General features: G+C 48.0%; 23 protein-coding genes. 2 read left to right on the forward strand and 21 right to left on the reverse strand.

Going from position 1 to position 25206, the window contains the following annotated elements; all coding sequences use genetic code 11:
• Window positions 1–63: 63 nt before the first annotated feature.
• From melA to AC58UW_RS24350, 16 genes are all read right to left on the reverse strand, one after another.
• A complete protein-coding gene (gene melA, locus AC58UW_RS24275; RefSeq protein ID WP_497423160.1) occupies window positions 64–1386 on the reverse strand; it encodes an alpha-galactosidase in 1323 nt (440 codons plus the stop codon).
• Window positions 1387–1418: 32 nt separating this feature from the next.
• Window positions 1419–2192: an SDR family NAD(P)-dependent oxidoreductase gene (locus AC58UW_RS24280; protein ID WP_497423161.1), complete on the reverse strand. Its 774-nt coding sequence runs from the start codon at window positions 2190–2192 to the stop codon at window positions 1419–1421.
• A gap of 19 nt (window positions 2193–2211) precedes the next feature.
• Window positions 2212–3021 carry an SDR family NAD(P)-dependent oxidoreductase gene (locus tag AC58UW_RS24285; protein ID WP_497423162.1) on the reverse strand — a complete coding sequence of 270 codons (810 nt, stop codon included), beginning with the start codon at window positions 3019–3021 and terminating at the stop codon, window positions 2212–2214.
• 22 nt (window positions 3022–3043) lie between these two features.
• A complete protein-coding gene (locus AC58UW_RS24290) occupies window positions 3044–4033 on the reverse strand; it encodes a sugar phosphate isomerase/epimerase family protein (RefSeq protein ID WP_497423163.1) in 990 nt (329 codons plus the stop codon).
• A gap of 19 nt (window positions 4034–4052) precedes the next feature.
• On the reverse strand, window positions 4053–4820 hold the full coding sequence (locus AC58UW_RS24295; protein WP_497423164.1) for an SDR family NAD(P)-dependent oxidoreductase: 768 nt from the start codon (window positions 4818–4820) through the stop codon (window positions 4053–4055).
• Window positions 4817–5851, reverse strand: coding sequence for a zinc-dependent alcohol dehydrogenase (locus AC58UW_RS24300; RefSeq protein ID WP_497423165.1), 1035 nt, complete (start codon window positions 5849–5851; stop codon window positions 4817–4819). The genes AC58UW_RS24295 and AC58UW_RS24300 overlap by 4 nt, the downstream gene beginning before the upstream one ends.
• A gap of 40 nt (window positions 5852–5891) precedes the next feature.
• Window positions 5892–7097, reverse strand: coding sequence for a mandelate racemase/muconate lactonizing enzyme family protein (locus tag AC58UW_RS24305; protein ID WP_497423166.1), 1206 nt, complete (start codon window positions 7095–7097; stop codon window positions 5892–5894).
• A gap of 154 nt (window positions 7098–7251) precedes the next feature.
• Entirely contained in the window at window positions 7252–7770 is a 519-nt protein-coding gene (locus AC58UW_RS24310) for a TetR/AcrR family transcriptional regulator (RefSeq protein WP_497423167.1), read from the reverse strand.
• Between the two features lie 116 nt (window positions 7771–7886).
• Window positions 7887–8627, reverse strand: coding sequence for an SDR family oxidoreductase (locus tag AC58UW_RS24315; protein ID WP_497423168.1), 741 nt, complete (start codon window positions 8625–8627; stop codon window positions 7887–7889).
• Between the two features lie 465 nt (window positions 8628–9092).
• Window positions 9093–9683 (reverse strand): TetR/AcrR family transcriptional regulator, encoded by a 591-nt coding sequence (locus tag AC58UW_RS24320; RefSeq protein WP_497423169.1) that lies wholly within the window; start codon window positions 9681–9683, stop codon window positions 9093–9095.
• 86 nt (window positions 9684–9769) lie between these two features.
• A complete protein-coding gene (locus AC58UW_RS24325) occupies window positions 9770–10342 on the reverse strand; it encodes a TetR/AcrR family transcriptional regulator (protein ID WP_497423170.1) in 573 nt (190 codons plus the stop codon).
• Between the two features lie 53 nt (window positions 10343–10395).
• Entirely contained in the window at window positions 10396–11499 is a 1104-nt protein-coding gene (locus AC58UW_RS24330) for an NADH:flavin oxidoreductase (RefSeq protein WP_497423171.1), read from the reverse strand.
• A 71-nt stretch (window positions 11500–11570) separates the two neighbouring features.
• Entirely contained in the window at window positions 11571–12842 is a 1272-nt protein-coding gene (locus AC58UW_RS24335; protein ID WP_497423172.1) for an MFS transporter, read from the reverse strand.
• Window positions 12843–12997: 155 nt separating this feature from the next.
• Window positions 12998–13525 (reverse strand): CBO0543 family protein, encoded by a 528-nt coding sequence (locus AC58UW_RS24340; RefSeq protein ID WP_497423173.1) that lies wholly within the window; start codon window positions 13523–13525, stop codon window positions 12998–13000.
• A 98-nt stretch (window positions 13526–13623) separates the two neighbouring features.
• Entirely contained in the window at window positions 13624–14787 is a 1164-nt protein-coding gene (locus AC58UW_RS24345) for an MFS transporter (RefSeq protein ID WP_497423188.1), read from the reverse strand.
• Between the two features lie 342 nt (window positions 14788–15129).
• Window positions 15130–16626, reverse strand: coding sequence for an MDR family MFS transporter (locus AC58UW_RS24350; protein WP_497423189.1), 1497 nt, complete (start codon window positions 16624–16626; stop codon window positions 15130–15132).
• A gap of 534 nt (window positions 16627–17160) precedes the next feature.
• On the opposite strand from AC58UW_RS24350, the gene AC58UW_RS24355 reads away from it, so the two are divergent.
• Window positions 17161–17895, forward strand: a complete 735-nt coding sequence (locus AC58UW_RS24355; RefSeq protein WP_497423174.1) for an SDR family oxidoreductase — start codon at window positions 17161–17163, stop codon at window positions 17893–17895.
• A gap of 21 nt (window positions 17896–17916) precedes the next feature.
• A complete protein-coding gene (locus AC58UW_RS24360) occupies window positions 17917–18336 on the forward strand; it encodes a MerR family transcriptional regulator (RefSeq protein WP_497423175.1) in 420 nt (139 codons plus the stop codon).
• Window positions 18337–18657: 321 nt separating this feature from the next.
• On the opposite strand, the gene glmS is transcribed toward AC58UW_RS24360, so the two are convergent.
• From glmS to AC58UW_RS24385, 5 genes are all read right to left on the reverse strand, one after another.
• The gene (gene glmS, locus AC58UW_RS24365) at window positions 18658–20487 is read right to left on the reverse strand and encodes a glutamine--fructose-6-phosphate transaminase (isomerizing) (protein ID WP_497423176.1); all 1830 of its coding nucleotides are present in this window, start codon (window positions 20485–20487) and stop codon (window positions 18658–18660) included.
• 458 nt (window positions 20488–20945) lie between these two features.
• The gene (gene glmM / locus AC58UW_RS24370; RefSeq protein WP_497423177.1) at window positions 20946–22286 is read right to left on the reverse strand and encodes a phosphoglucosamine mutase; all 1341 of its coding nucleotides are present in this window, start codon (window positions 22284–22286) and stop codon (window positions 20946–20948) included.
• Between the two features lie 28 nt (window positions 22287–22314).
• A complete protein-coding gene (locus tag AC58UW_RS24375; protein ID WP_497423178.1) occupies window positions 22315–23589 on the reverse strand; it encodes a CdaR family protein in 1275 nt (424 codons plus the stop codon).
• A complete protein-coding gene (cdaA, locus tag AC58UW_RS24380) occupies window positions 23582–24397 on the reverse strand; it encodes a diadenylate cyclase CdaA (RefSeq protein WP_127456697.1) in 816 nt (271 codons plus the stop codon). Before cdaA ends, AC58UW_RS24375 begins: the two co-directional genes overlap by 8 nt.
• A 178-nt stretch (window positions 24398–24575) precedes the next feature.
• Window positions 24576–25181: a zf-HC2 domain-containing protein gene (locus AC58UW_RS24385; RefSeq protein ID WP_497423179.1), complete on the reverse strand. Its 606-nt coding sequence runs from the start codon at window positions 25179–25181 to the stop codon at window positions 24576–24578.
• Between the last annotated feature and the right edge of the window lie 25 nt (window positions 25182–25206).

A 25206-nucleotide genomic window follows, 5' to 3' on the forward strand; every position in this document is an offset into this window, starting at 1 on the left:
GTGTCAAATCTACAGTGGAAGCGCTATTTTCCATAGGGAGGGATGCAACGCTGGTTTAGGTTCTTAGCTGAGATGCTTGAATTGAGGAAGCCACTCTTTATTCGCTGCGAACATGCGGTCAACCATTTCCTGAATCTCGGCTAGGCTGAGAACGGCAGACGTTAAGGGATCGAAGCAAATGGCATGATAAATCAGCCGAGGGTCCCCCGTGAGAGCCCCTTGGACAGCCAACTCCTCGCAGCGGGCGCTTGTATTAACCAGAATGGCCAAGTGATCCGGAAGCGCGCCAACGTGAATCGGGCTTAACCGTCCTTTGGAGGCTAGAACAGGAACCTCGACACAGCAGCCCTGCGGCAAATTATCGATGTATCCCATGTTCCGTACGTTCCCGTTAAACTCAAAGAGAGTGCCGTCACCAATCGTCGCATTGAAGATATAGGACGCATACTCCTCGCCCCGCTTCAAATCGATAGGACTGTCTCGCCACTCTTCCATCTGCTTATGCCAGCCTCCACGCAGCTTCTCAGCATAATTGATAATTTCTGCGTAATGCCCGGGATTCCAGCCTGTGCCATGGGTGCAGTATTTCTCGATCAAGTCCGGACGTTTGCGGAACCAGGCATTATATTCCGAATTATGACCACTTGATTCCGTCACGTAGTAATCCAAATGAAGAAACATTTCGTTGCGGACCTGCTCCTCATTGTAGATTTCAGGCCGCTTCATCACCGCTTCGCGAATGAGCGGGTAAGCGTCCTTGCCTTTCCATTTGTAATCCAAATAGAAAGCCTGATGGTTAATGCCCGCACAGCGGTAAGTAATCTCCTCCATCCGCGCACCGATCCAACCAGCAAGCATCGAAGCCGTTCCTTGCACGCTATGGCACAAGCCTGTGACTTGCACTTTGCTCTCGCTTTGCATCGCTCTAATCAGCATCGCCATTGGATTCGAGTAGTTCAAGAAAATCGTGTCGGGACAGTAACGCTCAATATCCCTGCAAAGTTCCAGCATCACTGGAATCGTGCGCAAAAAGCGGAAAATACCCGACGGCCCTCGGGTATCGCCAATATTGATATCGACGCCATAAGCTTTGGGAATTTCGATATCCGTGCGCCAGACCTCCAAGTCGCCGACTAGGATGGTACAGACAACACCATCCGCCCCGGTTAGCGCTTGCGCCCGGTCCGTCGTTGCCTCTACCTTCGCCCTGTATCCTCCTGCGGCGATGATGTTATCAACCGCTGTCTTGGCGTAAGCCAGCCGCTCCTCCGAAATATCCATCAAAGCGATGGTACAAGCCTCAAATGCGGGAAACGTCAGCAAATCTCGAACCAGATTTTTCGTAAACACCAAGCTGCCTGCGCCGATAAAAGCAATCTTCGTCATACTCGCGCTCACTCCTCACTCATTTAACGGGATTACAAACCAAGTCCACCATCAACCGTAAGCTGCTGCCCTGTAATTTGTCCTGCCTGATCCGATGTGATGAAAAGAACAGCGGACGCAATATCCTTGCCGTTTTGCATCCGGCCCATAGGCATCCGCTGGGACGCTTTCTCCAAAGACTTCTCGTCTTCACCCACTGAAGCAAGACGAGCCAGCTCCCCATCGGAGGCGACCCAGCCAGGATGTATGCAGTTCACGCGAATACGGTGCTTGGCTAACGAACCTGCCAAATTCAACGTCAACGTGACGAGGCCGCCTTTCGAAATCGCATAGGCGAGCGTATCCGGCGATCCCTTCCTTGCGTGGAGCGAGCCAATATTGACGATATTGCCTCCCCCTCTGCGGATCATGCCAGGCACTGCTGCTTGGCAGGTCAAATAGGCTCCCTTGAGATTAACCCCCATCACAAGATCCCAGAACGCTTCATCCGTCTGGAATAAGTCCGCTCTGGGGAAGATGCCGGCATTGTTCACCACAATGTCCAAGCCGCCGAACGATGTCTCTGCGAAGGCCACCATCTTCTCCACCTCTGTGCCCTGCGATACATCGCACCGGATAAAATGTGCCGGGCGGCCTTCCCTGCGCCATGCAGCAGCAACGTCTTCCCCTTGCTCGTCCACGTCAGCCGTTACAACGTTCGCTCCGGACAGCAGGAACTGCTCGGCAATTGCGGCTCCGATCCCTTTAGCTGCCCCGGTGACGAGCACGGTTTTACCGTCATATTGAAAGCTAGATGTATCTTTCATTGTATCCCCTCCTTGATTGCTAGAACTCGTAAGCACCCTCGACTGCTGCTTTCTCATACGCGATCCGTGGGATTTGCGTGGCCAGTTTCCCACCGCTGATATCAATCATCGTGCCGGTGATATAACCGGCGTAGTCGGAAGCGAGGAAGCAGATCAAGTGAGCAACATCTGCCTTCTCTCCCCAGCGGCGCAAGGTCAGGGTGTCGAGCAAGCGCTGCTGCTGGGGCTCCCCAAGCTCAGCGAAACGGTTCATGTCCGTCGGAATCATTCCAGGAGCATAACAGTTCACTGTAATGTTCCACGGACCCAGTTCACCGGCCAGTACCCGCGTGAATTGTTCCACGCCTGCTTTGGATGACGCATAGGCCGCACTGCCATAGCTCGGAACGATTGCAGCGAACGAGGCGGCGTTCATGATCCGGCCCGATCTCATCTGCTTCATGACCGGCGCCACGGCCTTGCACATCAAAAAGGTGCCTTTCAAATTAATATCAAGGTTCAAATCCCAAACCTCTTCCGAGAGGATATCCACAGGTGCTCCTCCGGCGACCCCGGCATTATTCACCAAAATATCAATACGACCGTATTTATCCACGACACGCCTAACAACTTCTTGAATCTGCTCATAGCTACGCACATCACAAAGAAACGTACTGCCCTTGCAGCCGCTTTGATCAAATTCCTTCTGAACGTCCCCCAAGTACGATTCATTCATGTCGGTTACAACGGTAATCACGCCTTCCTTGGCAAGCGCGAGAGCGATCACTTTCCCGATCCCCCGGCCGGCACCGGTGACAATTGCCACTTTTCCAGATAGATCAATGTGCATCCTGCGTCCGTCTCCTTCCCCGTTACATCGTCTGCGAAGCGGTGTTGTGCGCCTGCAGCAAATTTTGCAAATAAGACAAGCTCGTTAGGAACTGCCGCTGCTCATAGGCGATAATATCCGCTTCCGAGGCGCCCTTCTCAAAAGGGGTTCGCCAATCTCCAGTCGGCCTGGCATTCCCCTGCACGAAACGCAAAAGATTGGCAAGCTGCGCCGCTGACCGCTGAGGGTAATCCTGCCAATAATCCTCACAGAGCACCCTCGTGTGGCGCGCTTCAAGCGCTCCGAGCTCCATCGACATATTGACCTCCGGACAATATTCAGCAAACACATGAAGCAGCGCAGGGAAATCTACGGCGCCTTGGCCTAACGGACAACGTACAAGGCGATAGCCTTCATCGCTCATATAAATCCAATAGTCCTTCATGTGCACATGCTTAAGGTGCTGTCCGAGCCTCCTTGCAAAATCGACCGGTTCCTCCGCCGTCGCAAGCGGATTGCCAGTATCCAGCGTAATACCGAAGTATGGCGAATCGATCTCCTTACAGAGCCAGAGCAGCTCCTCGGAAGCCAAATCCTGATGATTCTCCACCGCCAGCACGACGCCTGCCTCCTCTGCCGCCCTTGCGGCCTCTCCTAGCCCTGATAACACTTCCTGTAAAAATGACGACCACCGGCCTGCCATTCTGCGCCGGTCGCCGCCGAAATCCGCACCGCCCACGACCGTGCGGACGGTTGGCGCGCCTATTCTCCCTGCTGCTTCAATAGCTTCCTTAAGCGGCTTCGGATCAAAGCCCCCTGAGGCCACAACGAGATATTGCCCTCGAGCCTTAGCTCGGCGGGTTACCGCAGCCGCATCCTCTCCCTCAAGCAGCGACAGCGGAAACTCAATGCCTTGGAGCCCGTACTGGGTCGCCTGTTCAAGCAATTGAGACGCAGTACTACGAGGACGAGTCGAATGAGGATGGATGCCCATCATAAACGTAGTGCCATATACAGCAAGACCGAGTTTCATCCGAATTCACCTTTCCCTTCTATCTCGCCGTCCAACCGCCATCAACAACCATCGAAGCCCCTGTCATAAAGCTGGACGCTTCCGATGCCAAGTAAATGATGGCCCCAATGATCTCCTCAGGTCTGCCCCAACGTCCCAACGCGATATTGTCGATAAAAAAGCGATTGGCTTCCGGGTTATTCATCACAACCGTGTTCAGCTCCGTCGCAATCGGCCCAGGGCAAAGCGCGTTCACCGTAATGTTATAAGGCGCCCATTCCAATGCGAGCACCTTCGTAAGCTGAATAAGGCCGCCTTTGCTGGAGCAATAGGCTCCTCTTTCCGGCATCGCAATGTTGCCCAGCATGGAGGACAGGTTGATGACCCTGCCGTAGCGCTGGCTTTTCATCGTTTTGGCGACGGCGCGGGCGCATAGATACGGCGCTTTTAAGTTTGTGTTCTGAACGAGATCCCAACTCGCTTCATCAAAATCTTCAATCGGCTTCCGCACATTAATACCAGCGTTGTTGATCAAAATATCAATCCGCCCAAACGCCTGGACGGAATCCGCAACCATCGCCTCCACCTGCTCCGCTATCGTAACATCCACGGCCAAGCCGAGGGCCCGTCTGCCAGTTGACTCTGCAATCGCGCGCGCAGCCGCTTCCGCCTTCTCCTTCTCGCGGCTCGTCACGATCACATCAGCCCCGGCCTCTGCCAGGGCCTGAGCCATGACATAGCCAAGGCCCCGTGTTCCGCCCGTAATTAAAGCAACACGGCCATCTAATTTGAATAGCTCCAAGCTCACCCGGCAGATTCCCCTTTCTCATCCAGCGTTAATAGGATCTTGGCGATCTTCCCCGGATTCTTGATCAGCATGTCGAAACAAGCACTTCCGCTTTCAAGCGGAGCAAGCTTTGTCCACGGCGACAAGCTGACACGCCCTTCACTAATCCACTGAAGCGCCGTCTCGAAGTCGCCCGAATGGTAGGCGAAAGCCCCCGTCATCTGAATCTCGCTGCGAATAATTTTATTAATCGGGAGGCGGCTCGTTTCCTCGTGCAAACCCGTGAAAATGACCCGGCCCCCTGGCCGCACCGACTCCACGCAAGTCTGGCGGGTCAGCTCCATACCGACGGCATCAATCGCCGCATCGAAGGACTGCCCCTCCACAAGGCTGCTTACACGAGTTACTGTTAGAGCTCCCAGTTCCTTGGCGATTTCAAGACGTTGTTCATTGATATCAACGACTACAATTTGCTGCAAGCCGTACACCTTGGCTGCCTGTAGAGCCAGAAGACCGATTGGCCCCGCTCCCATGATCAAGAGACGATCCGTGGGCAGCGGTCTGAGCAGCTTGCAAATATGTACCGCACAGGCGAACGGCTCCGCGAAAGCGCCTTCATCAAAAGAAACGTGATCGTCCAGCGGGTACACGTTCTTCTCCGCAATCGCCACATACGCAGCGAATGCTCCAGGACGGTGCGCGCCAATTAATTGGCGCTCCGGGCACAGCTGCGCGGCCCCTGTCGTACAGGCGCGGCAGCGACCGCACGACACGAGCGGGTTGGCCGTCACGCGATCCCCTCGGCGGAATCTAGCCTTTCGGCTCCCGCTTTCATCCCCGCCGTTCCCGACCTCCTCCACGACGCCGGAGAACTCGTGCCCCATAATCAGCGGCGGCTTACGGAGCGAATTATGCCCCAAATAGCCGCTCAATTCAGAGCCGCAAATGCCCACCCGCTCCACTCGAATCAGTACCTCATCCGGCCCAGGAATTGGCTTCGCCACTTCCCTTATCTGCATGGTACTGGGCCCTTCATAGACCAAAGCTTTCATGCGCTACCCTCCTTTTGGCAACATATTTCGCTTCGCTCATTCAATGCTTCTCACGCTTTTCCCAGCCCTGCTTGAACAAAGGCAGCCAGTGACCGGGATCATACGGATGCTTCGCAATCTCTTCAAGGTTAAGATCTATGCCCAGACCAGGACCCTCTGGCGGAAGTAGATAGCCGCGATCAACTTTGAGCGGAGGCGTAAGCAACTGCTCTTCCCACGGCTCATTAAATTCATCAAAAATTTCATGGATGAAGAAATTCGGCGTCGCCATATTCATATGCGCACACACCACCGAGCAAATTGGACCCTGTGCACTATGGGGAGCAGTAACACCGCCATGCGCGTGTACCATCCCGCATATTTGCTTGGAAGCGGAGATGCCGAGATATTGCGGCTCCAGTTGAATGATATGCACCGCGTCATGTTTCAGCAGCTCAGCGAACTGCTCGCGGTTGTAGTAATCCTCTCCACAAGCAATGGGCACAGGACTCCGCTTAGCTACCTCGACCATGGAGGAGATCCGTTGCGGAGGCACTGGCGCTTCGAACCACGTAGGCTCATAAGGCAGCATCGCCTCTGCGAATTGAAGAGCTGTATGTACACTAAAGCGGTTATGTCCTTCAATGAGAAGGTCAACGTCAGGACCTACCGCTTCACGAACCGCCTCGATAATCTCAAGCCCCATTCGAAAATCCTTCCTTTCCACGGTGCGCCATGCGTTACCAAAAGGATCAAACTTTAGTGCGGTATAACCTCTAGCGACAACGTCCTTCGCTTTCTCATGAAAGCTGTGCGGATCACGCGGCCCTCGGTACCATCCGTTGGCGTAGCAGCGCAGCTTTTCGTGACATTTGCCGCCCAACAGCTTATACAACGGCAGTCCTGCCTCTTTGCCGATAATATCCCAGCAAGCGGTCTCAATTGCAGCCAGCGCTGAGCCTTGAATTTGGCCGCCATCCGAATACACATCACGCGTCATTTTTAATGCGATTGCTTCCACATCATGAACATCCATCCCGATATACAGATGCTTCAGCTCATGAATCGCCGCTTCCACCGTTTTGGCAAACCCGTTCAGTGTGCCTTCGCCAATGCCATAAATCCCTTCCTTCGTATGCAATTTGACGAACAGCCAATTTTTCCACGAGTTCCCGACGATGAATGTTTCCACATTCGTAATGATCATTCTGCTACCTGTCCTTTCACTTTCCATAATAGAGAAGTAACCGCCATTACCAGCTTTCATATGCATTGTAACAAATCCAAATGCCCTGATATTTGCCTAAAGGAGAAAACATGTTGGACTTTTCCGATAAACGACAAAGAAGAAGGCTGCTTGATGAGCTGGCCCCCTTTATTTTATTAATCAATCAATTACTACTGCTGAAAAAAAATTCATTCTATCTCTTTTCCATCAAATCTGGCATATCGAGTGCTAATGAAACGTTGCACAGCATGCCTCGCGCCAAAAAATTCGTCGTCCGTCCTTCAGCATCTTGCAGTCCTGCCTGCTCAAAAGCTTGCATCACGAACTGCTTCACATCATTCATCCCCTGCTTCATCACAGCACGGATCGGTGCTTCCTGGATCGTCTGCGCCTGCATCTGCAGCAAAATTTCATTTCTGTGCGACTCCGTAATCTCTGAGTAGGCTTGGGCGAAGCCAAGTTCCAGAAGTTCTGGCGATGTAGTTTCCTTCACGTGCTGGAAAGTTTGAAGGATACGCTGCCATGAGAGTTCCAGTGCAGCTTCCAGCAGCGACTCCTTGGTGAAGAATCGATACACATAAGGCTGTGAAATAGCAGCGCGTTCCGCAACTTGCGCAGTTGTAGCACGATAATAGCCGAATTCGGCAAACACTTCGACAGCAGAGTTAATAATATCATTGCGTCGATCGGAAGACGTTACACCTTTAACCACTTGCCACTGCCTCCTTTAATGTAAAAAAGTATAGTTAGTGATTGGTCGATCACTAACTATACTTAATATATACCACATAGTTGGGATTTGCAACTTACAACTCCAGCTCGCCTCACTTACACCATTCCACCGTTTATCCGAATCGTTTGACCAGTGATCCAACGTGATTCTTCACTAGCTAAGAAAAGCACAACACCTGCGACATCTTCCGGTTCTCCCATGCGTCCAAATGCGTTTGAATTCGCGGCACCTTGAATCTGTTCCTCTGACTTACCAGCGGTGAATAGCTCCGTATTTATCGGCCCTGGCGCTACCGCGTTGATCGTAATGCCCGCCGGCCCTAATTCTTTGGTGAGCTGTCGCGTAATTTGTTCAACAGCCCCCTTCGTGCCTGCATAAGCACTATAGGTAGGAAACATCATCCCCGCAACGGACGTTGAGAAATTAATGATACGGCCTCCTTTACTCATGTGCTTAAGCGCCTGCTGGATCGCAAAATATGTGCCTTTTACATTAATGGCATACTGTTTGTCAAAGTCTTCTTCCGTCATAGCCGCTAGCGGCTTCGTAATCATAATACCTGCGTTATTTACGAGAATATCGATTTGTCCGAATGCTTCTAATGTTTTCTGAAAAAGCAGTTCAATATCGGTTACTTGGCTAATATCCGCCTGAACGGACAAAGCTTCTCCGCCGTTTTGCTTGATGCCCGCCACCACTTCTTCTGCTTTTGCCGGATTGCTTGCGAAATTAATGACCACCTTAGCGCCATGCTTGGCTAGAAGCTCCGCTATTTCTCTTCCGATCCCTCTGGAAGCTCCTGTTACGATTGCCACTTTTCCGGATAAGTTAGACATGCGATGATTCCTCCTCGATACCTTCATTGTTTGATTTATAAATTCATTATATGCATATCGATAACAAATTACAACTGACAAATTTATATATTTGTCAGTTGTAATTTGGTGCCCATGTGTGAACCCCTCACTTCCATCAGGTCGTCCCTTTGCACTAGGCAACTAAGCGCCTCCGGAACTGTGGGCACCTATCGTGCGGAATACTTGTGATTTAACGCCGATTACTCCTGCTATTTTCCGTAAATATTCTACTTTTGTGCAATTAACTGGACTTTACACTGCTAATTTCTTCGAAATTAGCCTACCTCATCTAGCTACCTACGATTTAGCTGTAGCTTCTACCGCTAATTCCCTACCTGTCACCGATCAGCGCCGGTTAACGGTAGTTTTTCCATCTATTTCATCCGAGACGCCTCAATATGTCAAAAAAGACCCAGCGGGAAATCACCCGCCAGGTCTATCTTGTCATTTCCGAATCCCCGAAAGGATTAATTCCCACACCAAATCAAACTCTTGCTCCATCGTTGAAGAGGACCACTCATAGGCATGAGCCGGATGATGAAATCTCGTTGTAGCGAAAAAAATAGCCCTCGCCATAGCCTCAGGTTCGTCAGAACGAAACTCCTTCGAGCTAACTCCATCCTCGATGATACGAGTCATCTGACTGATCAGATGCTGCACATGCTCCGCAATCATGTCAACGGCTTCCAAGGTAACCGCCGAATACATGCCGAACATCTCCGGATCCTCCACCACATGCTTCTTTTTGCTTTGGATTAGCGCTTGGAGCCATGTCCGCAGCCGATCAGCAGCACTGCCACCGCCCGATGGATCCACAAGCACCTGCAGCGGCTTGGCAATCCTCAGCAGCCAACGCTCGGTTACAGCTTCTCGTAATGAAGCTTTGCTCGGGAAGTGTCGATACAACGTACCATGACTGACCTGCAAGGCTCTGGCGACATCAACGACAGATGTTTTCTCTGGGCCATAGCGTCGCAGAACTTGTTCCGCGGCTTCTAGAATTGCTTCCTTGGTTAAGGGTTGATCATTAGCCATAGTGGTTTTCTCCCTAAGTATGATTCTCATCATAGCATAAGGAACAAACAGACTTAAAGTATCAACTATGTTATTCTGTCATTTGTCTAATCAAATATAGATAACGTTGTATCTACGATGCCTTGCAGTTTCTCCGTATCTTCCGTCGTTTTAACCAGAACCCGGAGTCCAAGCAATGTATTATTTAAAAACTGCGAAAGCTTTCGCGCATCATGTTGAGCACCTATTTCTCCGGATTTTATACCGAGTTCAACAAGCTCTTGCAAGCGCGCTTCCGTCTTGGAAAAGCTCTCATTGACCTTAGCCGTGGCTTCCTCATCATGAATGGCTAGCTCCACAGCCGTGTTGACCATTAAACACCCACGGGGTTTATCTTCTTTTTTACTAATCGCTTGTTCGAAAATCACTCTTATCGCCTTTTTCGGCGATGTATGTCCATCGGCATAATAGAGAGGCGTACCGACTATTTCTTCATACCGGTCAATAACTTTCATAAATAAATCATGCTTGTCTCCAAAGGTGTCATAGATGCTTCTTCGATGGACGCCCATTTCGGTAACCAAGTCCTGCATGGATGTTTTTTCATAGCCTTTTTCCCAGAAAACGCCCATCGCTTTGCCCAGTACGGTATTAACTTCGAACTCTCTGTTTCTAGCCATACGCTACCCCCTCCATACAGAGACTAGTATAGCATTTTGAGCCGCTCTTACAACTACATCAGGTCTTTCAGGCGATCCGCGGTGTACGGAATTAGCTCATGATCCCGACCTTCGCGAATCTTTACCGCCCACGCCGGGTCTGCCAAGATGGCGCGGCCAATTGCAGCTAGATCAAATTCCTCACGGCCAAGCCGTTCCACCAACTCGTCGATCATTTCGTGCTCCTCTTTCTGCCCAAACGGCTCGGATTCAAGGCCTACCGAACCGACAGTGATGGTCGGCTTGCCTGTCAGCTTCTTGGTCCAGCCTGCCAGATTCAGCTCTGAGCCAGCGAACTCTGGCTCCCAGAAATGTCGGCTCGAGCAGTCGAATAGATCCACACCCGCTTCCACCAGCGGTGCTAGAAACTGAGCCAATTCCTCTGGCGATTGTGCCAGTTTGGCGCCATACGAACCTATTTTCCACTGTGAGAACCGCAAAATAATGGGGAAGTCTGGTCCCACCGCCTGGCGGCAAGCTTCGATAATCTCAACAGCAAAACGTGTCCGCGCAACTAAACTGCCACCATAGCGGTCAGACCTTTGGTTCGTTTTTTCCCAGAAAAACTGATCGATCAAATAACCGTGGCCCCCGTGCAGCTCAATGCCATCAAAACCAAGCCGCTTTGCGTTCGCAGCGCCATCCGCATAAGCCTTAATGACGCCCACAATCTCCGATTCCGTCATGGGCTCGCCTGCTTTTTCCCCCATTAAATCAATGCCTGAGGGGGATATGGAAGCAGCTTCCAGATTCGGCTCTGAGCGAGTCCTCCTGGTGATCCCTACATGCCAAAGCTGAGCAACAATTTTCCCGCCTGCTGCATGCACTTCTTTTACAACATGAGCCCAGCCGTTCAACGCAGCCTCCCCATGCATATGAGGGATGTTAGGGTCACCTGTCGCAGCAGGATGGTCGATAATTGCTCCCTCCGTCACGATCAAACCAACTCCGTTTTCTGCGCGTCTGCGGTAATAAGCTGCAACGTCGACTCCCGGTACGCCATTTGGGGAAAAACTTCTTGTCATTGGGGCCATGACAATACGATTAGATAAGGTAAATTGTTTCAGTGTGAAAGGTTGAAATAACGGTTGAATGGACTGCTTTTGACCAATACTCATGGGATTCCTCCATCTTTCGTTTCATCACGATCGTCACTGTTACCTTTTCCTTAGTTTTGTATAATTATTTGTTAAGCTGCTGTTACTACGGCAGGCGATTTTCTGTTGCGAATTCTCAGCGCTACAATCGCTGCAAGCAGACAGACGAAGCCCGCGGTAACAAAAGGTACCGTATAGCTGCCAAGCAGTTCACGCAGAAAACCTGCACCATATGCTGCTGTCGAAGCACCTGCTTGGTGAGCAACCAGAATCCATCCAAAAATCATCCCTGCTTTCTCTTTGCCAAACGTATCGGACGTCAATTTCGCTGTTGGCGGAACGGTTGCGATCCAATCCAGCCCATAAAATACAGCGAATATCGTAAGCTGTGTATACCCAGTGCCAAGTGCATAAGGCAGGAAGATCAGCGATAAACCGCGTAGCCCGTAATACCAGAACAGCAGCCATCTGCTATCGAAACGGTCTGACAACCATCCAGAGAAGGTAGTCCCTACAAGATCAAATATCCCCATCAATGCGAGCAGGCCTGCAGCTGTAACAATTGGGATATTACTGTCTCCACAAGCTGCAATTAGATGTGTGCCAATTAGGCCGTTTGTCGAGAATCCGCAAAAGAAGAAAGTGCCAGCTAGCAGCCAGAAAGTCCCATTCCTCATAACGGAAAATAAAGTGCGAATCGGTGTAAGAAGCAAGTTCCCCTGGAAAGGCTCAGGCTTCACAATTTCCGTAGTACCAAGCGGGGCTACGCCTTTTTCATAGGGATGATTTCTCATCCAGATCGCAATGACTGGCAGAAGGATAAGAAGTGCCGCCATAATGACATAGACCGCATTACGCCAACCATTCTCACTCGTAATCTTGGCTAGCATAGGAAGGAATAGCAATTGCCCTGTGGCTGCGCTCGCCGTAAGCATGCCGATTACCAACCCTTTGTGCTTCACGAACCAGCGATTCGCAACGGTTATCCCCAAGACATTAGCCAAAGCACCCGTGCTAAGCCCGCCGAGTACCCCCCACAACAACATGAGCTGCCATACGGCCGTGATGAACGGCGTAAGCCCTAATGAGATCAGCATCAGCATAATGGCGAAGACCATTGTTCGGCGAATTCCGAACTTAGCCAGCATAGCGGCCGAGAACGGCCCAATTAGCCCATATAATAAAATACGAATGGAAATGATGCCTGATATCGATGCTCGCGTCCAGCCGAATTCTGTTTCAAGCGATTGAATTAATACACTAGGAAAAGAACTGATCCCTGCAGAAACTAGCAACGTTAGAAATACAATACCTATAACGACCCAACCATAATAAAATTTGGCGAGTTTACTTTCCTTCAACATCTCTATCACTCCCTTCGCTTTTCGAGAATGTTCATTCTCAAAATATAATGTGTATGTTACACTACACGTTTCTACGTTGTCAATGAAAAAAACATCCCGATGAGGTGCTGCGTCATCAGGATGTTTTTCTTAGTTTCCTTCTTAGTTTGTTTTAGTCAACTCACTGCTTTCGCAGTTAGTTGTTGGCTGTCATATTTGCCATCGTCCACTTGTATGAATCCATCATTAGGCAGTATTTTTCTAACTAAACCAACAAATCCTCGAATCGTAAATAACGTGAAATTGATGGATGCAAAAGTATGCAAGACTGTCCAAGTATTCCACTTAAATAAATTGGTTTTCTTTTCTAAAGCCCACTGTAACAATGACATAGGGACACTAAAGAAAAGACTCCTCGTTAGTAATTCCGCCGGCTTGCTGTTATAAGTTGTTCTTACCCAAATTACACTTAATAGCGGGTAAAATAAGAAGTCGTATAGAATATTGGTATCAAAGATTTTGGGGAACGGACGTGCCGGATAGGCAATGCTTTTCTTTTTAATACAGTAGGAGTCCAGCGTAACCGCGAGCACACATTTTGCAAAGAACACGGTTAAGAGCATAAGCAAGTTGTTACGTTTGAAAACAAAGGGGACTGCTGCCGCGCAAGACAGAAACAGCATCCTTAATAATAGTTTTTCCAACGCCATTACCTCCTCGTAGAATAAATCTCTTAACCGTAGTGTGCTATCAATTGCTTTCAAATATGAGTTCAGCCCGAAATAGTTTTCACCATTAATGTTTAATTTGATGTAATTGTTGAATAATACCGTTTAAATTTAACGGAGTAAATTAACACATAAATAACGAATAGCGCGGCAACCGAATTTAGGACAACCAATGAGAAGTTCAAACTAAAAAATTGCGTCAGTACTCCGACTCCAATTGGAGGAATAATGAACCCCGCGTAGGCGCACAAATAAAAGGCTGAAATGACTCGTGGTCTTTCTTCTGGCTTCGGCAATTGTCCTGCAAACCTTAAAGCTGCTTGAAACGTCCACCCAGCGCCAATTCCTTGAATGAGCATACCCGCCCCTAGTAAAAATAAATTTTCGGTCTCTCCAGAAAAAACAGTAATCCACGGTCCTATAGCTAGGAATACAATACCAATACGCATCCGCGTTACCGGATTTTGCAACCAAGGGAAGAATTGTACTAAGCCCCCTACACCTAGAAGCATAAGCATCAACAATCCTGCTATAGAGAGGTTAGAGGAGTGTACGACGTTTTTGACGAAAGTAGGAATCAGAGATAAAACAATTCCACCTAACATGAAAAAAGTAAAGGCTGGAAGTCCAATGAAAGAAAAAAAGTGAGAACGAATATTGTCGGGAATACCGAGGGAAATCTTCGTGTTTGCCGGCTTTTGTGAATCTTCAAGCTTCGGTAACAATTCCAGAAATATCAAAGAACTCAATAGCATGACAAGCAAAAACCAAAATGGCATACGCAACGGCTGAATATGCACGTATTGCACGACTAAACCTGAAATTGCAGGGCCCATGCCAAAACCAAGGTTTACAATTACCCCTGAGTATTTGATAGCAGTACCTACTTTATTGGAAGAGGTTTGTTTTAATAGAAAAGCAGTAGCTGTACCTGTAAAAGCCCCGTACGCGATACCTTCCAGAATCCTTGCCGCATAGAGCATCCAGACGTTCTGGCTCACTATGAATAGCAGCGTTGAAATGATCGATATCCATATACTTATGCGAAGCACCCTTTTTAATCCCCATGAACTCCCTTTGGCTCCCACAATAAGCAAGGTTGGCAGCAAAATAGCGGCATAAACGGCAAACAAGAGGGTGATTTCCAAACTGCTTAAATGATAATACTTCCCATATACAGGGAACATGGATGAAATATACGTTGCTCCGCAAGACATCATAAGAACAACCCAAAGCATTCTTTTCAAATTAATTCTCCCCTTGGCTTTAAAATTAACAACCTGAGAACTCTTTTCTGGATTAAAAAGAGACAGGTCTGTATCATGTTCTTTCCCAAATAATACAGACAGATCTGTACCATGTCAATGGGAATTACGTACAGCCATCCGTATTATCCTGGGTCCTATGTCAGACATCCCACACAGTTTAACCAACCCTCGTCAAAATTATTAACGCTAGAACACAATACTAGGCCGCTACAATAAAAGAAAATGCTAAGAATTTGCCCAATAAAAATAGCCTTGGCCGTTAGTAGGCCAAAGCTTTTTGCATATAAGCGTATCAGAGGAATAGATTCTCGGTTAGTGCCCCATCATCATCGCAGGGTCCGGATTCTCTCCGCCAGCGGTTCCTTCTTCTTTTAGCTGCTTCGGTTTACGCAGAATGAGGGACAATGCAACACCTGCTGTCGCAATGCAGGCGGATAAGAAAAAGGTATCGCCGTAACCCTGTACAACGGCGTTCAGCGGATTTGCACCCGCTCCTGCGCTAGCGGTGTAGGAAGCGATTTGGGACGTCAGATAGCCCGTCAGGCCCGCCACTGCGAACGAGACAACGACTTGCTGAGCGGCTGTTGTGAGCGGTGTGACGCGGCTCACTAGACTTCGCGGCGCAGAGTTTAGGACATGTGTATTGAGTGGCATCATGGAGAAGCCCATGCCCAGACCCATGATGCAGATGCACAGGATGATAACCCACAGCGAGGTATCCACCGAGATACCGGATAGCAGGAATAGAGCAACGGATACAGCGGCAAGACCACTGAAGGCGAGCGGCCGCGCGCCGATCTTATCGAACAGTCTGCCGCTGATCGGCATACCAATTCCCGCACATATCGCCTGAGGCATTAAGATCCAACCCGTTTCAAGCGCGGTGTAGTGCATGACGCCTTGCAGGTATAAAGGCACGATCAGCATGGCGCCGAACAACGCGAGCTGTACGATCCACGTCAAGATGATACTGCGTGTAAAATCGGACGACTTGAACACTTTCAGCTCCAGCAGCGGATACTTCTGATTTAGTTCCACGAATATGAAGATGATGAGCGCTATGCCTCCGACGGTCAATCCCGTGATTGCTGCAGTGGAGGACCAGCTAGTGCCTCCTTCGCTTACGCCGTACGCCAACACGGAGAAGGCAATCGGCGCGAGGCACATACCAAGGACGTCCAGATGCGGCGCCTCATGACGAGCGGATTTCGGCAAGTATTTATACCCGAGAATGAAAGCGATAATGCCGATTGGCAGATTGATGATAAAAATCCAGTGCCAGCTGACCGAATCGACCAGCCAACCAGACAGCACCGGACCGAACGCCGGTGCCATCAGCATAGGGATGCCGAGCACGCCCATGATGGATCCGCGGCGCTCTGGAGGCGCGAGCTTGAACACCATGGCCATCCCGATCGGGGACACCATGCCACCGCCTAAGCCCTGAATGACGCGGTAAATGATCAGCTGCTCCGGTGTTTGAGCCATACCGCACAGCACAGATCCGATCGTGAATAGAGCGATCGTAATCATGAAAATTTGCTTGGAGCCGAATTTATCGGTCATCCAGCCTGCAAGAGGGATAACGGCAGATAAGGCCAGCGTATAGCCGGTGACGGTCCATTGGATCGTCTTCAGATCGGTGTTGAAGTATTCCACGAGTTTTGGAATTGCATTATTGACGACGGTGCTGTCTAGAATAACCATGATCATGCCGACAATAATCGCCATGAGCGGCGGCAGAATGGCTTTCAGCGAGAAGTCGTTCCCTTCAGCTGACGTTGGTTTTGCTTGCGTAGGAGCTGACATAGGTCCCTGCTTTCTGCTCATCGAGCTCTGATGATTGAAAATAATGGTTGAGGCACTATGAATCTGTATTTTCCTTCGATGGACGGAGATAGGGGCGTTGTTGGACTCTATTTTAATTTGTCATTTAAGCTATCGATTATACCTAAAATAAAAATATACCTAAATAAAAAACTATCACTTTGTGCAGTCGTGTTGTCTCTTTTTAATATAAAAAAGCGATCCTGAGGAACTCAGGATCGCTTAAGTTTCTACCCTACCACAACTCAATATTAGTAAATTATGGTATAGTCGAAGTACATAACTTTGGATGAAACAAAACAAAAATATGTGTATTCAGCGAATAATGAGGGTATTCATATTATTCCTACAGAACAATTTACAAATGTCTTGAGACAATAAAGTATTAGACTAACCTAAAAATGATAGTCCAATAACAAGACATTCTAATCTTGAATGTTCCTCTTGACTTGGAGTGTACTCCAAGTTGTATAGTGATCGTTAGTCAAGTAAATATCACTTTTAGGAGGCGTAATCATGAGCACATCAAAAATAGCTTTGATCACTGGCGGAAACAAAGGTATTGGTCTGGAGACTGCTAGGCAATTGGGCAAACTAGGATTCACAATATTGCTCGGTTCAAGAGATGAAGCAAGAGGACAGGAAGCGACGGCTACCCTGACGGCTGAGAACATAAATGCAAAGGCAATTACCCTGGACATAACAGACTCAGATACAATACAATCCGCGGTAAAACAAATTGATGATCAGTATGGATCGCTTGACGTTCTGATTAATAACGCTGGCGTGTGCTTGGAAAGAGGTCTTCCTCCGAGTCAACTGGAATTAACTGTTCTAAGGAATACTTATGAGACAAATGTTTTCGGCAGTTTTTCTGTCACTAAGGCAATGCTCCCTTTGATTAAAAAATCGCCTGCTGGCAGAATTGTAAACCTTTCAAGTGGCTTGGCTTCCTTGACCGAGTATAATACCCCGGAATCGGATGCCGAAAAATACGGTGTAAATTTGCTTGCCTACATGAGTTCGAAAACGGCTGTCAATGCACTAACAGTCTTGTTTGCCAAAGAATTAAAAGATACGCCGATCAAGATAAATTCAGCTGATCCAGGGTACACAGCTACGGATTTGAATGGCCATACGGGTTATCGTACCGCCCAACAGGGCGCTTCCATTGTCGTGAAACTCGCCACCCTTCTGGGCGATGGTCCGAACGGCGGTTTCTTTGATGAGAACGGAGTAATACCGTGGTAATACGTCAGGAGGTACGGCAAAGTGATCGACATTCCCGAAACCGTAAGCTCAATTAAACAGGCGGCTGAATTCACGGGTCTGTCAGAAGATACGATCCGCTATTACGAGAAAATCGGATTACTTCCGTATGCCGACCGCAAAGCAAGCGGGCACAGAACGTACAGTAAACATCAATTGGAAGGCATGGTCTTTTTAACGAGACTCAAAGCAACCGGAATGACACTGGAAGAAATGAAGCGTTTCCGTAAGCTTTACGAAAGGGGTGAAGCCTCACTCCCTCAGAGAGTCTCCATTCTAATCGAACACAAGAATAGAATTCAGAACGAGATTGACAGATTACTGGAGACACAAAGGATTATTGATCACAAAATTGACAATTATAAAGAGGTCCTTGTAAATCCGGATTCAAACAAAAAATGGAAATCCCCATTTGCCGATTGAGAGCTTTCTTATTGAACTCTTCTGCCCTTTAATCAACGGGTGCCAGTCTAATCCTTTATTTTCTTTGGACAACAAAACCTTTTAAATCCTTATACAAGGAGCATTAATGAAAGTTCTAAAGTTGTTCCTCCCATAAAATTAAAAACCGGTGCGGGATTTCCGCACTGGTTCAATTTGTAAAAACTTTTATTGTTAATGGTTATTCCGAACAACTTTTTTGATCGGGTCACATGAATGAAAACTACTAGTTAGACAAGAATTAATTATTGCAGTTCCACACTTTTATTTTATATTACCAGAGACGTTAATGTATATTTCCGTCTACTCCACTGTCACACTCTTTGCCAAATTCCGCGGCTTATCAACATCATTCCCACGCGCCAAAGACGCGTAGTACGATAGCAGTTGCAGCGGAATAACCGACAACGCAGGAGAAAGAACATCCAACGTTTTGGGAATTACGAACGTGCTGTCTACTGACTTCAGCAGCTCATGCTCGCCTTCAACAGCGATCCCTAGCACATTCGCGCCGCGCGCTTTTACTTCTTTAATATTGCTGACCGTTTTCTCCAGCAACTCAAGCTGAGTACCCAGCGCAATCACAGGAACGCCATCCTCAATCAGTGCTAGCGTACCGTGCTTCAATTCACCTGCCGCATACGCTTCAGAGTGAATATAAGAGATTTCTTTCAGCTTCAGAGAACCTTCTAACGCTACCGCATAATCCAATCCTCTACCGATGAAGAAGAGGTTATCATGTTTAGCCATCTCTTCGGCTACAACTTTCAGATCTTCTGCTTGAGCAAGAATCTCTTCTACTTGTTCAGGCAACTGTTTCAAAGCTGAAATCATCTCAGCAATTTCCGTATCTGTTTGTGTACCAATTGTTTGTGCCAAATGAATGCCAAGTAAATAGAAAGCAATCAACTGGGACGTATAAGCTTTTGTCGATGCTACCGCAATCTCTGGTCCGGCCCATGTTGTAATAATATCGTCCGCTTCACGAGCGACAGAGCTTCCGACTACGTTAGTAATCGCAAGAACATGCGCACCACAACGCTTCGCTTCACGAAGTGCTGCTAGGGTATCTGCTGTTTCGCCAGATTGGCTAACAACGATCACTAGAGTATCCTTCGTGATAATTGGGGAACGATAACGATATTCAGATGCAACATCCGTTTCAACCGGAATACGCGCCAATTTCTCAATCACGTATTTCCCAACCATCCCTGCATGATACGCGGTCCCACAGGCCACAATATGCACACGGTTGATGTTGCGGATTGCTTCCGCTGTGATCGACAGCTCGTTTAACGTTACACTACGGCCATCCGTAGCAATACGGCTTCCCATTGTATCGCGATAAGCTTTAGGCTGATCGTAGATTTCTTTCAACATAAAATGATCGAATCCGGCTTTTTCCGCCGTAATAATGTCCCAATCGACATGAAACATTTCCCTGGAAATAAAATTCCCTTCCAAAGTCATTAATTCGACACCATCACGCGTCAAAAGCGCCATTTCGCCATCATTAAGAATAAACACATTACGCGTATACTCGAGAATAGCCGGGATATCAGAGCCAATGAAGTTCTCGCCTTCACCGATGCCAATAATCAAAGGGCTAGCCTGGCGAACTGCAACAAGACGATCCGGTTCATACTCCGTTAATACACCCAATGCGAATGCGCCTGTCATTTGCTTAACGGCTTTTTGAACGGCCTCGAGGATATTTCCTTCGTATAAGTCAGCGATAAGGTGCGAAATCACTTCTGTATCTGTTTCAGAGATAAACTCATGGCCTTTAGCCGTTAGCTCTTCTTTCAGAGTAATGTAATTTTCAATGATCCCGTTATGCACAACGGAGAACTTCAACGAATTGTCCGTATGAGGGTGTGAGTTCACATCTGACGGCTTGCCGTGCGTTGCCCAACGGGTATGTCCGATCCCAACGCTTCCGTTCAGAGGGGTTTCCTCCAGCTTGGATTCAAGATTCGCGATGCGGCCCTTTGCTTTCTTAATCTCCAGACCATTTGCTGTATATACGGCTACACCTGCAGAGTCATAGCCCCGATATTCGAGCTTTTTCAGCCCTTCCAGCAAAATTTCCTGAGAATTACGCTTTCCAATATAACCAACGATTCCGCACATAGTATAATACCTCCATAGTTTTATGAGCCTATTCAACAAGGCTATTTTTCAAAGATCCGAAAAACAATATATAAACGATAGCTATAAGTTCGCATGATAAAAAACGGACATTGGATACTTGTCAGCCCGGTCGCCCAAGCGTTTTTGCTCTCCAACTTAACGGCACTCCTAATGCCGGAAGGTCCCCGCCGAATGTTTCGAACACCTTCACCTCGTCAACTCACCTGCGTAGTAGTAGCTTACACTACATTCCCGTTCCGCCTGCGAGTTCTGGCGCTATTTGTAAATGAATAACCTCTTTCCTGCCTTTCCTTCTTGAGTAAATACATCATATTCATTTTTCAGTCATCGTGCAACTTATTTTTTCTATCAAAATCCCCCTATTCGCCCAGAAAAGCACACATTAATGCTAAAAAGCGCGAAAGGGGAACCTCAATAAACGTCAATTCGCAAAATTGTTAGACCAATTGCTCTTGGATAACCTTCGCAATATCATACACATAAGCCTCAACCTGCTCTTTATCCGGCCCTTCCGCCATGACGCGGATTAAAGATTCCGTTCCCGAAGGACGTACGAGAACCCGTCCGTTATCCCCAAGTTCAGCTTCCACCTTGCGAATAGCTTCTTCGACAACTGTATTATTCTTCAGCTTGCTCTTATCTGCTACACGAACATTCACGAGCAGCTGCGGGAATTTACGCATAATGCCTTTCAGTTCACTCAATTTATGCCCTGACGCGACTATTGTGTTCACCAACTGTAAGGCTGTTAAAATGCCATCTCCCGTTGAGATGTAATCAAGGAAAATAACATGCCCGGATTGCTCGCCGCCAAGGTTATAGCCACCTTTACGCATCTCTTCCATTACGTAGCGGTCGCCTACTGCCGTTTGCAGTGCTTTAAGACCCGCTTTTTCAATCCCTTTGAAAAAGCCGATATTCGCCATCACCGTCGTCACAATCGTGCCGTGGTTCAGCTTGCCTGCGCGGTTCAGCGCATCTCCTAGAATGCTTAAGATGAAGTCTCCGTCGACTTCCTCGCCTTTCTCATCAATCGCGATCAAGCGATCCGCGTCTCCGTCAAAAGCAAGACCAATGGCTGCGCCATGTTTCACCACTTCTTCGCGAAGCTTCTCAGGATGCGTGGAGCCGCAATTATCGTTAATATTGCGTCCGTTCGGCTCAGCGCCGATGGTGATGACTTCCGCTCCCAGCTCTCGGAAGATCGTAGGTGCCAGCTCATAGGCAGAACCATTCGCGCAATCAAGAACAACCTTGTATCCAGCGAAAGACTCGGATACAGTCTCTTTCAAGAACGCCAGGTAGGCAAGCTTCGCATCTGGGTTATCTGAAACCGTACCGATCTCGCCGCCAACGGGACGAGGTAATTCATCTACAGCTGCGTCAAGCAGCTGCTCAATCTCAAGCTCCGTCTCATCCAAAAGCTTGAAGCCGTCGCCCCCAAAAAACTTGATGCCATTATCCTCAACCGGATTATGGGAAGCGGAGATCATAACGCCTGCATCCGCTCCAAGCTTTTTCGTTAAATAAGCCACCGCTGGTGTACTAACAACACCAATGCGAATAACCTCAACACCAATAGACAGTAAGCCTGCTACGAGTGATGCTTCCAGCATCGGACCCGAAATGCGTGTATCTCTCCCGATCACGACTTTCGGATGCTTAGCCTGTCTTGTTAATACATACCCGCCGCAGCGGCCAACCTTGTACGCTAATTCTGGTGTAAGCTCGCCATTTGCGACGCCGCGCACACCATCAGTACCAAAATATTTCCCCATGTCTCTTTTCTCCTCTTGTCTCATCCCATTATGGATTTGTTGCTTTTGGTGGTGCTGTATTTGCTGCTGTATTTGCTGCTGCTTTCTCGCTGATTTCTACAGTTGCTTTCACTTCTTGCGGTGATCCAAGCTTCACATACGTTGGAAGGTTCAGAGTAACCTTCAGTTCATGCTTCCCTGGCGGTAAATTACTTACATCCAGAATAGCCTGAATGTCCTGCACCTTTAGTTGATCTATGATGGTAGGAGTACCTTCAACCGTTATGTTCAGCTGCGCCGTTTCCGGCGTCGTCACCTTCGTTACATAGTTTTCATTGGCACCGATTATGGTAATCGGGACATTCTCCAAAGCTCTGGTAATCGAAGGAACAATCTCTACCTTCACAGTAACTTTGGCAGGATCCAGTTGTGTTACTTTATTCCTCAAAGGAATGTCCAGTGAATATTCTTTTGTTTCCTTCAAATCTTGAATATTCAGCTGAGGACCCTGATAAAATTCCATCCGATCCACAACATCCTGTGTGCCATATACGGTAACTTTGTCTGGACTTTGCGTCACCATCGATATAGCAAAGCCTTTCGGCGGTTCACCGCTTATCTTTAATTGCAGAGGTATCGTAAGGAACGGACTTGTAATCGGAACCTCAACATCCACGACTGGCGGATTCATATTCACAGCGACTTCTTTGCCATCTTTATCAAAAGCTTGCAGCTTTACTTGCTTCGTTACGGCAGACTGAGCCTTATCAACGGAAACCTCGCCGCGCACATTCTCGATCTGCTCAAGCTTGCTCGTTTGCGCAGTAATATACACTTTGTTAGGCTTCACAATCGGTTGGCCGGCTTTCAGCCCTGCTGATGGCGTGCCTTTAACATTGATAACAACAGGCACTTCTTTCATCTGCAGTTCTTCAATGATGACGTGAACCGTTCTAGGGACAATTTGCACTTCAACATCAGAAGGGAAACCAACAGGTTTTAACGTAAGCTGATGATCTCCTTTGCCCACCTGGGTCAAATCCAGTTCGATCTGGTACGTGTTGCTGGTTGTGACCTTCTTCACGGAAGACTCCTTGCCACTAAGAAGAACCTGGACATTAGAAGGCGCCATTGACGAAATATGATAATGAGTTTCATCGTATTTCGTTGTTATCGCCACATTATTAATCGTTTCTTCCCGCTGTCTGAGGGGTGAGCTTTGAGATAGGTTCGTCTCCTCCATATGCACAACTACCCACAGCAAAATGCTAATTACAAGCGCAACGATGCGCACAACATTCGTATTACGTAACCATTTATCCATTCGAACGCCCCCTCCATTTCAAGAAAGGGTTCTTCTCATTTGTTTTCGCCTTCGGTTTAAGTTCTTCGAACAATTTCGCGATCAGGGATTCCTCTTTGATATCCCGCACAATATGCCCGTTCATCGTCAAAGAGATCTGGCCGGTCTCCTCCGATACAATGATACACATCGCATCTGAAACCTCGCTCATCCCAATAGCAGCACGATGCCGAGTGCCGAGCTCCTTGGAGATGAACGGATTTTCAGACAATGGTAAGTAGCAGCCCGCGGCCATCAATTGCCCTTGACGAATAATAACAGCTCCATCATGTAACGGCGTATTGGGAATAAAAATATTAATCAACAGCTCCGCGCTGATTTTGCTCTCTATGGCAATACCGGACTCCACGTAATCCGTCAAACCGGTTTCTTTCTCAAACACAATCAAGGCCCCTATCTTTCTTTTGGCCAAATAATTCGCAGCCCGTATGACTTCACTGATTCGCTTGTTTACGTCCTGATCTTCTTCGCTTGAGGAGCGGCTAAACAGCTTTCCACGGCCTAATTGCTCTAAGGCCCGTCTAAGCTCGGGTTGAAAAATAATAATAACGCCCAATACCCCAAACGTAAAGGTTTGATTCATCATCCACTGCAGCGTACTGAGTTTAAACCAAATACTAAATACCCATGTAATGACGACAACAAGAATACCCTTCATGAGCTGAATGGCCCTTGTCCCACGAACTAACAGGATCAATTTATAAATCACATAGCTAACGATCAGAATATCAACGATATCCTTAGCCGAGATGCTCGTGAGTAAGTCCATTTATTATTCTCCCCCAGGCGACTGAACACAGTGATCTCTCTATACCTAGAATCATAACATAATCCTAAGTATACTTCTATTTTTCTCTACTTATCTGAGTGTTTCCCAGTTGATTTGGTTCAATGTACCTAAAAAAAAACGCCCCCTTCGGCTCAAAGCCAACGGCAGACGTTTCAAGCTAATTCGAGAGCATCCCTACGAACTCGCCTAATTTATACCAAACCCAACCTATTGCTTCATTCACCTGTGTAACTTGACCCGAAATATGCGCGGTAGACGCCAAATTAAGTGTGCCATCGATAACAGTTAAATTACCTGTCACTTCGCCTTCCACCTTCAGTGTTCCCCGTTGTACAACGAGATCTCCTTGCACAGTATGACCCTGCGGAACAATAACCGTATCCCCTTGGATAATTACATCCTGGAGGTTGCTTCCTTTGACCATCAAATTCGTATCATCATTCCACATTGACATGAAGCTACCGAACATGACGGCGCCGAAAACGACAGCTACCGAACCAGCAGGATGCCTGCGAATGAAGTCCATCCAGCCACTTCTTTGCTTCATTGGAGGCAATCCGCTCATAATCTGTGCTGTTAGCGTATCAGAAGCTCTGAGTGGTGGCAGCATTCTAACTAGCGCATCTGTTTTCTCTAATTGTTTGAATAAAGCATGACAGGCCTGACAAGAAATCAGATGTTCTTTTAACAGCCGAGAATCCGATCCTTGCAAATCACCGTCTAGATATTCATGTATGAGCGGGAGGGCTTCTTTGCAGTTCATCGGGCAGCCACCCCTTTCTTAGACT

The sequence above is a fragment of the Paenibacillus sp. J22R160 genome (assembly GCF_059692135.1).